Source organism: Marinomonas sp. ef1, assembly GCF_002806845.1.
Classification (GTDB): Bacteria; Pseudomonadota; Gammaproteobacteria; order Pseudomonadales; family Marinomonadaceae; genus Marinomonas; species Marinomonas polaris.
Map to the genome: position 1 here is coordinate 58,689 of NZ_NHTT01000003.1, position 13,084 is coordinate 71,772.

11 protein-coding genes are annotated in these 13,084 nt (G+C 44.0%); 2 read left to right on the top strand and 9 right to left on the bottom strand.

All coding sequences use genetic code 11. From position 1 onward, the window contains the following. Position 1 precedes the first annotated feature (1 nt). The 3 genes from CCS02_RS05040 to CCS02_RS05050 all read right to left on the bottom strand — a co-directional run bounded on the left by CCS02_RS05040 (position 2) and on the right by CCS02_RS05050 (position 2,624). On the bottom strand, positions 2–586 hold the full coding sequence (locus CCS02_RS05040) for a DUF6151 family protein (RefSeq protein WP_100636000.1): 585 nt from the start codon (positions 584–586) through the stop codon (positions 2–4). A 315-nt stretch (positions 587–901) separates the two neighbouring features. After that, positions 902–1,357 (bottom strand): GNAT family N-acetyltransferase, encoded by a 456-nt coding sequence (locus CCS02_RS05045; RefSeq protein WP_100636001.1) that lies wholly within the window; start codon positions 1,355–1,357, stop codon positions 902–904. A 70-nt stretch (positions 1,358–1,427) separates the two neighbouring features. Beyond that, on the bottom strand, positions 1,428–2,624 hold the full coding sequence (locus CCS02_RS05050; protein ID WP_100636002.1) for a benzoate/H(+) symporter BenE family transporter: 1,197 nt from the start codon (positions 2,622–2,624) through the stop codon (positions 1,428–1,430). A 95-nt stretch (positions 2,625–2,719) separates the two neighbouring features. On the opposite strand from CCS02_RS05050, the gene pdxR reads away from it, so the two are divergent. Continuing rightward, positions 2,720–4,210, top strand: a complete 1,491-nt coding sequence (gene pdxR, locus CCS02_RS05055; RefSeq protein ID WP_100636003.1) for a MocR-like pyridoxine biosynthesis transcription factor PdxR — start codon at positions 2,720–2,722, stop codon at positions 4,208–4,210. 896 nt (positions 4,211–5,106) lie between these two features. Here pdxR and CCS02_RS05060 read toward each other — a convergent pair. The 5 genes from CCS02_RS05060 to CCS02_RS05080 all read right to left on the bottom strand — a co-directional run bounded on the left by CCS02_RS05060 (position 5,107) and on the right by CCS02_RS05080 (position 10,308). Further along, entirely contained in the window at positions 5,107–5,409 is a 303-nt protein-coding gene (locus tag CCS02_RS05060; RefSeq protein ID WP_198515332.1) for a type II toxin-antitoxin system RelE/ParE family toxin, read from the bottom strand. Beyond that, the gene (locus CCS02_RS05065; RefSeq protein ID WP_100636004.1) at positions 5,406–5,615 is read right to left on the bottom strand and encodes an addiction module protein; all 210 of its coding nucleotides are present in this window, start codon (positions 5,613–5,615) and stop codon (positions 5,406–5,408) included. Before CCS02_RS05065 ends, CCS02_RS05060 begins: the two co-directional genes overlap by 4 nt. A 587-nt stretch (positions 5,616–6,202) precedes the next feature. Continuing rightward, positions 6,203–6,853, bottom strand: coding sequence for an RluA family pseudouridine synthase (locus CCS02_RS05070; protein ID WP_232728824.1), 651 nt, complete (start codon positions 6,851–6,853; stop codon positions 6,203–6,205). A 6-nt stretch (positions 6,854–6,859) separates the two neighbouring features. Next, positions 6,860–9,688 carry an RNA polymerase-associated protein RapA gene (gene rapA / locus CCS02_RS05075; RefSeq protein ID WP_100636005.1) on the bottom strand — a complete coding sequence of 943 codons (2,829 nt, stop codon included), beginning with the start codon at positions 9,686–9,688 and terminating at the stop codon, positions 6,860–6,862. A gap of 2 nt (positions 9,689–9,690) precedes the next feature. Then, entirely contained in the window at positions 9,691–10,308 is a 618-nt protein-coding gene (locus CCS02_RS05080) for a YigZ family protein (RefSeq protein ID WP_100636006.1), read from the bottom strand. A 195-nt stretch (positions 10,309–10,503) separates the two neighbouring features. On the opposite strand from CCS02_RS05080, the gene CCS02_RS05085 reads away from it, so the two are divergent. Beyond that, a complete protein-coding gene (locus CCS02_RS05085) occupies positions 10,504–11,817 on the top strand; it encodes a DNA recombination protein RmuC (RefSeq protein ID WP_100636007.1) in 1,314 nt (437 codons plus the stop codon). An 84-nt stretch (positions 11,818–11,901) separates the two neighbouring features. Here the strand turns inward: CCS02_RS05085 and CCS02_RS05090 are convergent, their stop codons facing one another. After that, positions 11,902–13,068, bottom strand: a complete 1,167-nt coding sequence (locus CCS02_RS05090; RefSeq protein ID WP_100636008.1) for a cation diffusion facilitator family transporter — start codon at positions 13,066–13,068, stop codon at positions 11,902–11,904. Between the last annotated feature and the right edge of the window lie 16 nt (positions 13,069–13,084).

Below are 13,084 nucleotides of genomic sequence, written 5' to 3' on the forward strand. Positions count from 1 at the left end.
TTTAAGAGTCCTGAACATTTTTATCAAGGATGTGAGGTTCGCAGATTGGTTGTCCATGGCTATTAAAAAACTCAGAGGGTTTGTTTAAGCCTTTTAATTTCCATGACAGTATTTTGGTAACCATTGTTAAGTTAATGCTCAACGAAGAACCTTTAAGATTCTCGGGGACTGGCGTTTTAGCAAACTTAGTAAGAACGTGGCCTCTGCTTTTTCCTAGGTTAACGTCACGTGTTTGCGTATTGTCCATGAAGCTATGAATAACTCCAATAAATGGGCCGCCAGCTCCAAATGTATTACCAATTGGTGTGTTGCAGCACTTTGCATACCAGCGATACATGCCTTTAGAGCTAAGCCTAATACAGGCAACATCTGCTTTTCCTTCGCTTATCGTGAGATAAGACACCGGTATTTGAAATATATCTGTCCCGCCATATTGATCTAATACATTGTCTTCCTGATCTAGAAATTGAGCAAATGCTTGGCAGTCATCACAACAGCAAGTAATCCTTGTGCCCATTTTGGCACTTTCCGTAGTGGCTTTTCCTTTTACGGTTCCGCAGGCACATTTCAAATCTATTTCAGGCATTGGGTTAAGTCTCCTTGCTGTGAAAATGCATCGTTCACAGTTTAGCAGCGTTTTAAAAATAAATGGGAAATGCGAGTGAATGAATAGAACTCAATTGGGGATTGTCATAATGTTTGATTTAACAATTGTGTTAGTTAAATGGGCTTTCGAACAAGCTAGATTATTTAATGAATGTTAGGTGTAATTTAAGTCAGTTTTTTATGAGAAGCATGAAAGTAGTTTCTAATATATAAGATTGAGTTTTTAAGTAATAAAGAGCCTCAGCCGAGGCTCTTTATTTAAAAAGCGTTATTGAGTTGTTACTGTAATGGACTCTTACAATGTCATTCTGTATTCAATAACGCCTGGTTCTTCAGCAACCCAATTATAAAGCCGTTGCGCGACTTTATTGCTTTCTTGGGTATGCCAGTAGAAGCGGTCGCTGTTTTTAGCCTGTGCCTTTTCTTTTACATATTGAATTAGTTTTTTCCCAATGTGCTTCCCACGGGTAGCTGGATCTACGAATAGATCTTCGAGGTAGCAGAAGTTATTTATTCCCCAAGTTGAATCGTGGAATAAATAATGGGCAAAGCCGAGAATTTTTTCCCCTTCCCTTGCTACTGCGCAATACACCGGCACGTTTTCATCAAAGAAGCGTTTCCAAGTGGCTGCAGTCACTTCATCAGCTAATTGGGCCTTGTAAAATTCTTGGTAGCTCAGCCAATAGGGCAGCCATTGGGTATAGTCTTCCGGTTTAACGCTTGTGATAATGATATTAGGGCTTTGACTCATAGTTCATACTCGCTTTTTTTGGGTGAAAATTTATTTCATAAAGTTTTTGATTAAATACTGATTACAAATATTATTTTGTTTTCAGTGAAAAGTTTGTGCTTAATAAAGCATAGGCAGCGAGGCCGATTAGCAGCCCCCAGAAAGCGCCACCTATATCGAACAGAGTGATATTAGATGCGCTTGCTAAAAAGGTAATGAGAGATGCCTCACGCGAAGCTGAGTCACTGATGGCGGCAGTAAGGCTGCTGGAAATGGTTCCGATCAAGGCTATACCGGCAAGAGCTGTTATAAAGGCTGTAGGAAATGCCATAAATAGTGTGGCCAGCGTAACGCCGAATACCCCCACAAGAATGTACAACACGCCTGCAATAACACCAGCAATCCAGCGTTTCGTTGGGTCTTGATGTGCTTCTTTGCCAGTACAAATAGCAGCAGTAATCGCTGCAATATTTATTGCGTGAGAGCCAAACGGCGCAAATAGCAATGAACCTAGACCGGTAAAGGTCAAAATAGGACTGGCACTGGTTTTATAGCCATCATTGCGTAGTACCAGCATTCCAGGAATGTATTGGCCTGTTAGCGTAATCAGGAATAACGGCAGTGCTATACTTAGCAGTGCATTCCACGAAAAAACCGGTGTAATAAAAACTGGTGTTGCTACGATTAGTTCGATGCTGGATAAATCCAGTCGTTTTTGCAGCATTAGCCATATTAGCCCGGCTATCATCATGCCTGCTACGGCGTAACGACCAGCACTCCGTCTTAATACAAGATAGCTTAATACCATCAACACCACTAAGAATGGCTCGACATTGATAACAGCAAAGGCACCAATACCAAATTGCAACAAAATGCCAGCGAGTAAGCCAGCGGCAATGCCGGGTGGAATTAACCGGATTACTTTTTCAAAATAGCCACTTAGACCTAGCATGATAAATAAAGCGGCAGATACCAAGTAGGCGCCAATAGCTTCCGCGTAGGAGATCGTCGGTAATGCGATAATCAGAAATGCTGCTGCCGGTGTAGACCATGTTGTGATGATAGGTTTGCGGGTACGCCAGCTCAGAAAAATACAGGTAAGCCCAACGCCAATGGATGAAGCCCAAACCCAAGATGCTGTTAATTCCGGCGATAAGTTCGCCATTTTTGCGGCCTGAAATACCAGTACAAAGGTCCCTCCATAATTGACGATTACAGTCATTAATGCAGCTATGGCAGGGGGGAGTACATCAAGTGATTGTTTGGATTTTTTCAAATATGCGTACATGGTCGGCAACTCTTTTGGCAATAAATTAGACTTGTATTTATAGCAATTAAATGGCCTGATTTACCCATCCACTTTTTTAAAGGAGTCCAGTCCAATTGTTTAAATCTTCCCAATTGGAGACGGTAAAGACTTGGTTGGTTAACCCAATCAATTCGGCATTTCCATTGCATATAAGAATTCAGCGAGCGATAAAACAGCTCATTCTTGATGGTGTTCTTACCTCCGGAAAGCCCTTGCCTGCAACACGTGCTCTGGCAAAGTCATTGGCTGTTTCTAGGGATACTGTTGAAACCGCCTATGGCCAGCTACATGCTGAAGGTTTTATAGATCGGCGCGTAGGAAGTGGCAGTTTTGTTTCAATGAGGGCTCATCGATTATCTAAACGGCCTGTGCAGCATTCAATTCCGTCGGAGAGTCATGAAACAATGTTGAGCCAAAGAGGTATGGCTATGTTTCTTGACGGAGGTATTAAAAATTTTTCAGCTCCTAGGCCTTTTATTCAGGGCGTGCCGGAAACTCGTAATTTTCCGTTGCCGGTCTGGGAGCGTTTGGAGCGACAGGTGTTGAAAGAATATGGCCATCTAGCGTTGCAAGCAGGTCCGCCGCAAGGTATGGAGGCGTTACGTTGTGCTGTTGCTGATTATATTAATCTTGAACGTGGCGCACGGGCAACTCCGGAACGTATTCTGATTTTAACAAGTTCACAGCAGGCCATAGCGCTTTGTGCGCAGATGTTATTGGATACCGGTGAGCGGATTTTTATGGAAGACCCAGCCTACCATGGCGCACGAAAGGCGTTTGAAGCTGCTGGACTTGAATGTATTCCGATTCCAGTTGATAAGCACGGTTTGCAGGTTGATGCTCTTTGTAATTCATCGGTGTCGGCTAGGGTTGTGTTTTTAAGCCCATCACACCAGTTTCCTACTGGGGCGACATTGACACTGGACCGGCGTTTAACATTAATAGAGTGGGCCGCTCAACAGAAGGCTTGGATTATCGAAGACGATTACGACAGTGAATTTCATTATGCAGGTAAGCCGACTGCTTGTATTCAGGGGATGGACCGTTACGAGCGTACGATTTATGTGGGGACATTTACTAAGTCGTTGTTTCCTGGTGTTCGTATAGGTTACATGCTATTGCCTGATTCCCTTGTCGAACCAATGACTCGCGCACGTACTCTGTTGGATGGGCATAGTGCGCCGATTCCGCAATTAACACTTGCACGTTTTATCGAAGCTGGCCACTTTGGTGCTCATGTACGAAGTATGCGACTCATCTACGCCGGGCGTTTGAATGTGTTGGTGCAATTAATTGAAAAGCATCTCTTTGAGTACGTTATTCCAATAGTACCGGATGGAGGCATGCAAATATTCTGCAAGTTGGTGTGTGAGATTTCTGAGCAGACGGTTATTGATAGTGCTCGTCTTGAAGGTATAGACCTTTTCGGATTAACTGCGCTTTACGCATCTGCCCAGCCCCAAGCTGGTTTCTTGTTGGGCTTCGCAGCGTATACTCCAATGGAAATGGATACCGCTATAAAGCTCCTTGCTAAGGTGTTTCGAACCTTACTGAAAAAGGAGTAATAAAACAGACTGTATACTCCTTTAGTCCTGAGCTGCAGAAAATCTGAATCAGTTTAATTTGATTGGTATTACGTAAGAGAGTGCTTCAAATACTCAGGATTGGCAGGAGAGCGCAGTAACTGCACGGTCTTGTGTAATATTCAATGACATAACAACTTAATCCTCAGAAGTTCTGCTGAGTAATTACTGTTGTATCGGCATCATCCACACACCATCCTGCACCGCTTTAGGTAATACGTAATACACCAGAGTTTTAGTTAAACATACAGCATGCTGTCGATCTTTGGGATACACGCAATCGCTACCAAGAAGAAGCGAAACTGGTTAAGCCTTTGGCGACCGTATTCCGGTGAAGCTTTTAATGTATTCAGTCTATTTTTTATGACGAGCCAACGCTATTTTGGTGTGTCTCTAATTCTACTGGGTAGCTGTCAGGATAAATCTCGACTTACAAAATGAAAGCTTCGCTTTCAGCGTCGGATTACGCCTCGTTCCTCGTCTTATCTGACCTGCGTTCTTTGGTTCTACTATCAGGTATAGCGAGCGTAGGTAGCAATCATGTGCCTATGAAGAAGTTGAGGTATTAAAGATCTTAAAGCGAATTTTTGCTTTCCTTTAAACTTAAGTTTTTGGGCGCTAGCAAAAGTTATACGCTCAGCTTTCCCTTAATTAAAGAGTGGAATAAAGGTTGGGAATACAAAGTGTTAGAATGAAACCTACATTCAGCGTCGAGATAAATGCCGATCTACAGGGTTAGGTTGGTGTCGTCAGTTTTCGTTGGGCATCATGAGTAAAGAGGTTCTTGTTAAAAGGTAATGTCAGTTATAATCGTTATGTAATATCGCCACTTTTTTTACAGGTAAGCGTCTCGTCTCATCTGGCTTACGGTATCATATTTAACTGTTGGTAAGTCTATGTTCAATGCTTTTAGGATTCTGGCGATTATCTAATACGGCTAAAATCAAGACTTGGTCTTTTATAACTTGGTAGTAAATTGAAAAAGGAAAGCTGCGTGAAAGCACTCGGAATCTGCCATTAATGTTAGGATGAATACCTGCGAAAAATCGCAACCGTTCAATGTCTAACATCAAACTATCAACACAATACTGACCAAGTGCCTCATTTATTTTTGCATAGAATTTTTTCGCATTGAGCAAATCATTTTCGGCCGATGGCGTAAAGAAAATGTTAAATATCACGATTTAAGCCTTTTTCGTACCTCTTCAAAACTACGCCATTTTTCAGTTTCATTAAGCTCATGTGTACGAGCTTCTAATTCTTGCAGGTGCCATTTAGGTGAGTCAAATTCAGCTTGGTTCTGAGCCAATGCACTCATTACGGCTTCCATTAATTCAATTTGCCCATCAAATGGCAGTTCTGAGATTTTTTTCGTGTCAATCAACATACCAAGCTCCTTTGTTTGGTTTCTTGAAAATAAGTATACCTATATTAACAAAATAATCATTTCCTCTTTTTCACTTGGTTCTTTCCTATTTTATTTTCGTACATATTGTTTTCGTAGGGCATCACTTTTTGAATGGAGCCAAAGAAGAGATTAACCCCATTCTCCGCCTTCTCCTTGGAAGAAAAAGGGGAAGGGGCTTGGTGATTAGTAGTTGTTACCTTTTGCGCTTGAGATCACGATGAAGTCAGTTCGACGCGACGAAGTTGCGCGACTTTATGGAGTTTCAGAGTCATTGTTTGATGGTCTATCTCCCACCGAATGAACAATCTATGCCTTACGATGTAAATCGTCTTGCTAAACCAGTATTAAACAAAATGAATGAGACGTTTGGGTGATAGCCCGATAAAGCGAATTTTTGCTTTCCTTTAAACTGAAGTTTTTGGGCGCTAGCAAAAAGTTACCCGCTCAGCAGAGCGGAATAAACCTGCTGCTAAGAGTCATTGAGAGGAAGAAAATACACTTTAAAACCTAAAGAAATAACCCTTCCCCTTGATGAGAAAGGGGAGGGAATAAATAAGGCTTTGTTGTTAAAAAGGACAGGCCGCTACAAATGCCACCCATGCTTTGGTAAACGGATGCCTAAACTCTAGCCGATAGGCGTGCAACAACAACCGAGGGTCGTTCTGAAGCTCTGGGTCGTAGAATTCATCGCCAATAATCGAGTGTCCTAAGCTTTGCATGTGAACACGCAGTTGGTGAGAACGGCCAGTAAAGGGCACGAGTCGAACACGGGTGGTGTTGTTTTCGTAGGCCATTTTTTCCCAGTAGGTGATGGAGTCTTTGCTCCATTCGTCGGTGCAAATTATTTGTCTTGGGCGATTTGGCCAGTCGCAGCGCAGTGGTTTTCGTACTTCGCCTTTTTCGCCCAAAAGATGACCGCGCAGTAAGGCGCGGTATTCTTTTTGGACTTCTCTTTCACGAAAATGCGCATACATGCGTTTTTGACATTCGTGGGTTTTTGCCACGAGGATTAAGCCTGAGGTGGCTTCATCTAGTCGATGTATAGCAAAGGCTTCGCCAAATAAACACTCTGCTCGATACAAGATAGAATCGAGCTTATCTGGGCCACGACCGGGCACAGATAAGCAGTTAGCAGGTTTGTTTATTACGGCAAACCATTCGTCTTCGTACAATATCTCTAAGCGAGATAGCTCTAAACTCGGCACGGCATCCTGCACAGGATGTTATTCCGGCTTGGTAGTTAAGATGATACGAATCGCATCCAAGCGGATTTGGTGCTCGTCGATACGAGTCAAACCTTCTTGCATGTTGGTTTCAAGACGTTCTATGTCTTCATCACGAATGGTGTCGTTAAAGGCTTTCAATTCCACTAAACGTTCGATTTCATTCTGACAACGATGTTGGTAAGACGTTTTCGCTGCGTGAACGATCGGACGCGCTTGGTCTTGAGCATTCAACTGGTGAGCTTGCAGTACTTCAATAAGGTTTTTGCGCAAGGCAGCAACCCATTGTTCCGCGACTCTGTTTGGCACGCCTTTCAGTTTTTCTGCCCATTTGTCTGCCGTAAATTGCTGATGGAGAAATTTGCCGTTTGAGTCAGACAATTGCCACATTGGTGTCATTGGCAGAGATTGCGCCAATTTTAAACGTGGGTGAGCAGTCGCTTCGATGACGAACATACTTTCCACCAATACTGTGCCTTCAGGCAATGCAGCGATTGGCAAGATAGCCGAAGTAAGCTTGCCAGAGTCAAAGCCTTGAACTTCGTCCATTAGCATGGTGATCAGAGGGTGTTCCCAGGTTGCGAACGCTACGTCTTCACGCTGGCTAGCTTGACGTCGATCAAGCATGAGCATTTTACCTTCTTCCTCTATGCCTGGCAGTGCTTCGAGCATCATGTCAGTAGAAGGGCGCAAGAACCAAGCGGCGCGATCTGGATCATCATTGATGCAATCTGCGTAGATGTTGAACGCGTGAGTAACTTGCTCAATGTAGTGATGCAGGCCTTTTGTCGCTTGGTTGTTAATCTGTTCGATTAACACACGCGCTTGTTCTGGACGGCACGAACTCATTTCTAGCAAGCGGTTACGACCTTCTTCCATTTGTTTTAGTAGCGCTTCATGGTAGATGTTTGCTTCTTTTAGCAAATCAGTGTCGTCGTCTTGACCATGCAAGTAGGCATGCAAGCTGTCGCCAAAAGCTTCTTCGACTTTATCGCCAGAACCCGTAGTACGACAAAATGCGTTTAGGGCGTGGTGGTACCAGTTGAATAGGCGCTCTTGCACGCTTTTCTTGATATAAGGGACGTGAATTTGCACGTCGTTTAGTTGTCCTAGACGATCAAGACGACCAATACGCTGTTCGAGTAAGTCTGGGTGCTCTGGCAAATCGTACATAACGATGTGATGGCTGAACTGGAAGTTACGGCCTTCACTGCCGATTTCAGAACACACTAAAATTTGTGCACCGTTATCGTCTGCGAAATAAGCAGCAGCTCGGTCACGGTGGATCAGTGGCATTTGTTCGTGGAAATCGGCACTTTGGAAGCCAGCAAAAGTCAGTTGGTCATTTAGCCATTGTGCCATGTCGGCGGTGTGACAAATGACGAGGACTTTGTCTGCTTGGCATTCTAGGAATTCTTTTAGCCAAACCCAGCGTGGATCTTTTTCCCATAAGCCGTCAGACACTTCGGTTTCTGGTTGCACATGGCGATCTGCAGATTCGAAGTGTTCATTGTTTTCTAACGGATAAGAATGAAGGTAACGATCCGGGAAACCAGCCACAGCGGCGCGGGTGTTACGGAACATTTCACGGCCTGTTCCATGACGGTCAATCAGCCAGCTAATGGCTTCTTTTGCGGCTTCGGTTTGTTCTGCACCAGATTTGGTTGTAAGTGCTTGGAACCAGTCTTTTGCACTGACTTCTTGTAAGTAAGAGCCAAACGCCGTGTTCCAATCTAGCGCTTTTGGTGAGCTGTCTTCTTGGCTGAACGGCAACAGTGCTTCTGCTAATTCAGCCGCTTGTTTGAATGCTTGTTGTTGTGCTTGATAATGCTCGAAATCGTGATAATGATCAGCATCCAACAGTTGCAAGCGAGAGAAATGCTCGCGTTCGCCAGTTTGTTCAGGTGTTGCGCTCAACAGCAATAACGATTCTGTTTTGGCGGCTAAACGTGCTACAACTTGATAGCCAATGCTTGGTGTTTCTGGGTGCCAAGCAAGGTGATGGGCTTCGTCGACAATCACCATGTCCCATTCTGCATCCAACATGTGCTGAGTGGCTTTCGGATGTTGGCTCGCCCAATCGATTGGCGAGATAACAAAAGGTTGTTGTTCAAACGGGTTGTCGTCGCCTTCCATGAAGTCTTCATACACGGATTCGTTGATCAGTGAGAATGGCTGGTGGAAGCGGCGTAGCATCTCAACCAACCACTGATGTTGCAGGTTGGTTGGAGTCAGAATAAGTACGCGTTTGCAGAGGCCGTTTAGTAGACGTTGATGCAAGATCAAGCCGGCTTCTAGGGTTTTACCCATACCGACTTCGTCACACAAAAGCGCGCGTGCTTTCGGGCGATTAGCGATCTCATGAGCCAAATAAATCTGGTGCGGTAGAAGCTCTGCTTTCAAGCCCATTAAGCCACGAACTGGTGATGCTGCGTTGGCCGCTTGGTGTTCAAGCGTATGGCGACGTAGGTCGAACCACATACGACGAGCTGGCGAAAGCGCCAATAAAGAATCGAGCTCGTTCTTATCGTTACGTGGGAATTGAATGATGGATTCTTCTAACCAATCATCGTCTTCGCTGATACGGTATTCGATCAGGTCATCAATTTCTTCTACTTCCAATATGGTGAAGGTCTCATCTTGAAAGTGCAGTTGATCGCCGACAGTTAAAGTGCGTCGAACAAGACTAGTCTGGTCATTTGAGTATTGACGATCCGCTTCCGCATCAGGGAAGTGCAAGGTAAAAGACTTGTTTTGTTTGTCTACTATCATGCCTACGCCGAGATCAGGCTCGTTGCGGCTACTCCATCTTTGTCCAGTTTGGTACATAGTTATTCGTTGTCCGGTTCAATTAAAGTTAAACTGCCTTGGCATAAATCCGTCAATGCGATTTTATGTTCAGGCCAAGTACGTTCAATAACAGCAAGATCAATTACTATGCTGTCACTGTATGTTTTGTTGGTTATTTCTATATCGCTCTGTTCTAGCCAATATTCAACCTTACCCAGTAAAGAGTAGGCGATTTTCAGCTGAACGGGGCTGCGCGGGTACACATTTTCATATTCTGTTTGCGAAAGCGCTTCTTGTACGGCTTGGCTGTAGGCTCTTACTAAGCCTCCCGCACCGAGTTTCACACCGCCAAAAAAGCGTGTCACGACTACTGTGGTTTCACCAAAATTGGAATGCTGTAACACATTCAGCATAGGTTTACCCGCTGTGCCTTTAGGCTCACCATCGTCACTTTGATCCCATAGATGGGCATTATTTGGCATACCTGCAATAAACGCCCAACAATGATGGTTAGCATCAGGGTAACGCTGGCGCATTTTTTCGATAAAAGCCTTTGCCGCTTGACGGCCGTTCGTACGACAAACCGTCGTAATAAACTGACTATTTTTTATTTCTAGATCAAAGCGTTGCGTGTGTGTTGGGCTTAGGTAGTAATCCATGTAAACTTATCGAGACCTTAGCATGACTGCTGCGCGCGCCAATACAGTGTTAAAAATAGACTCAAAATGCTCATTTATAACCTATAAACTCCGCTTTTTAGTCTATTTTTGCCTCGTCTTGCCTTTGCTCGTGACGTCATGCAAATGCCTCACTTTGTTAAAAACAGACATTTAAAATAGCGAGTTTTAATTCATATGACAGATTGGCTTTCGCAATCAGTTTGGGTGTTATCGGGCTTTTGTATCGGCGCGATTCTTCTATCTGGCATTGCTGGTGCTATTGTACAGGCTATGCGCCGTCAGTGGCAGCACACACAAGAAAAAATGCAGCAACAAAATGAGGATTTAAAGCGTCTTTTAGAACAATCGAAAGATCAGATTCATTATTTGGAGAAAGAGTCGCTGACTTTAGAGCAACAATTTGCTGCCGCGCAAAGTGTTTGGCAGGAAAAGGAAGCCTTTTACCGCGAGCAAAAAAAGCAAAACGAAACCGAATTTAAGCAAATAGCTCATGAAATCATGAGTCAGCAGGGGCAGCAACTAGCGAAAGAAAACGAGCGTCAGTTGGGTTCTTTATTAACGCCACTTGGTTCGCAAATCCAGAAGTTTCAAGAAAGTGTAGAAAAGAGTTATCAAGAAGAAGCTCGCGAGCGTTTTTCGTTGGTGAAAGAAATTAAAGGTCTGCAGTTACTGAATCAAAAAATCAGCGATGATGCGGTGAGTCTAACCCATGCATTGAAAGGTCAAAATAAACTGCAGGGTGGTTGGGGTGAAGTCATTCTTGAGCGAATTTTAGAGCGTTCTGGTTTGGAAAAAGGTCGTGAATATGAGACACAAGCTTCTTATCAAACAGCAGAAGGTCGACGTTTACAGCCAGATGTAGTGATCCATTTGCCTGAAGGTAAGCAGGTTATCGTTGACTCTAAAATGGTACTGATCAGTTATTTGGCTTACATGGAAGCGGAAAGCGATGAAGACAGAAATCGAGCGCTAAAGCAGCATTTGGATGCAGTGCGTCGTCATATGAAGGAGCTGAGCGCAAAGTCTTATCACGATTTACCGGGCGTCACTTCGTTGGATTTTGTGTTGTTGTTTATCCCAATTGAAGCGGCGTTTGGTTTAGCCTTACAAGGCGACAATGGTTTGTTTAGTGAAGCCTTCGAACACAATATTATTATCGTCGGGCCGTCTAATTTATTAGCGACTTTACGTACCATTCAAAACATTTGGCGCAATGAAAAACAGAGTCAAAACGCTATTGAAATTGCGCGTCAAGCCGGTGCAATGTACGACAAGTTTTCGGGATTTGTACAAGATATGGACGACATCGGTAGCAAGCTGGAAGCCGTGAGTCGTACTCATGATTCTGCCTTGAAAAAGCTAACTGCAGGACGCGGTAATCTAGTTGCTAGAGCGGAGAAGCTAAAGTTGATGGGCGCGAAGACCAGTAAGGCGCTGCCAGTGGAGTATCTAAACAACGATACTCTCACTGACGAGTCTAGTGATTAGTTGATATTAAAGTGTGTAATGCCTGATTACGGTCGTACCTCCCTCATCAGGCCTACAAAAATCTTAGCAGATTCACTTTCTTTGTTATTCAGGAAAGGCCCACAGCACGGTGGCTTTGTGGATGTAGCTTGTTGTTTGCAGTTCCTGAAGAATTCTGGCTGTCAGTTGTTTTAGATCAGCGCCTTCTGGGATTTTTGCTGAATTGGCGATGATTTCTAAATCAAGCTGATTGTTTAAATAGTGCAAGCGAGAGTTCGGAATATCCACATAGGCTGTATGTTGGCGCAGTAAAAAGCCTAGGTCCGCTAATATTTGATGACGAGCAGGCAGTTTTAAATGTGGTGGCTTGCCGGATTCATGAATGAAACTTTCGGTTTGGATTTTATCATCAGTGTCGATATGCACCATCACATCTTGTACTTGTGAATGGGCTTTTTTGATGGTGTAAGCCACCAAATCACCAAGGTAATGACCTTCGCTGACGCTGGCGTGGCTCGGCACATGAATGTGCATGTCTAGATAGATTTTGCCTGCCATGGATCTTGCTCTGACATCATGAGGCGCCATGACATGTTTTAGGCTGTTAGCTGTTTCTTTGATTTGTGCAATAAGTTTTGGATCAGGTGCCGTGTCCACCAGTTCAGCTAAGTTTTCCCACACCATGCTGATGGCCATTTTGCCAATCAATAGAGCAACGACAATCGAAGCCACCATGTCTGCCCAGCCATAACCAAAGTAAACACCGATCAAGCCAATCAGTACGGCTACAGAGGAAAGTGCATCACTACGGCTGTGCCACGCATTGGCAACCAACATTTTACTGCCAATTTCATCGCCTGCTTTTTTGGTGTAATGGAAAATCGCTTCTTTAATTACAATGGTTGCAACCAATGCCGCGAGACCATACCAAGTAAATTGTGCTTGTGATGCGGGTGCTGTAATCGACTCATAAGCAATACCAAGTGCGACGACAATAAGTACGATGCCAAGAAATACTGTAGTCAAGGTTTCAAAGCGAAGATGACCATAAGGGTGATTTTCGTCTGGTCCTTGGCGAGAGTTGGCGGAAGCAAAATACACAAATACGTCAGTGACTAAGTCGGATAAAGAGTGAATGCCATCCGCGATCAACGCTTGGGATTGAGAAAAATATCCTGCGACTATTTTGGCTAAACCGAGTAGGGCATCCCAAACGGCTCCGACAAGGGTGACTCTTATGGCTATGTCTTGTTCTTGCTTCTGCTTTGTCATGAGGCTTTTTGACCTG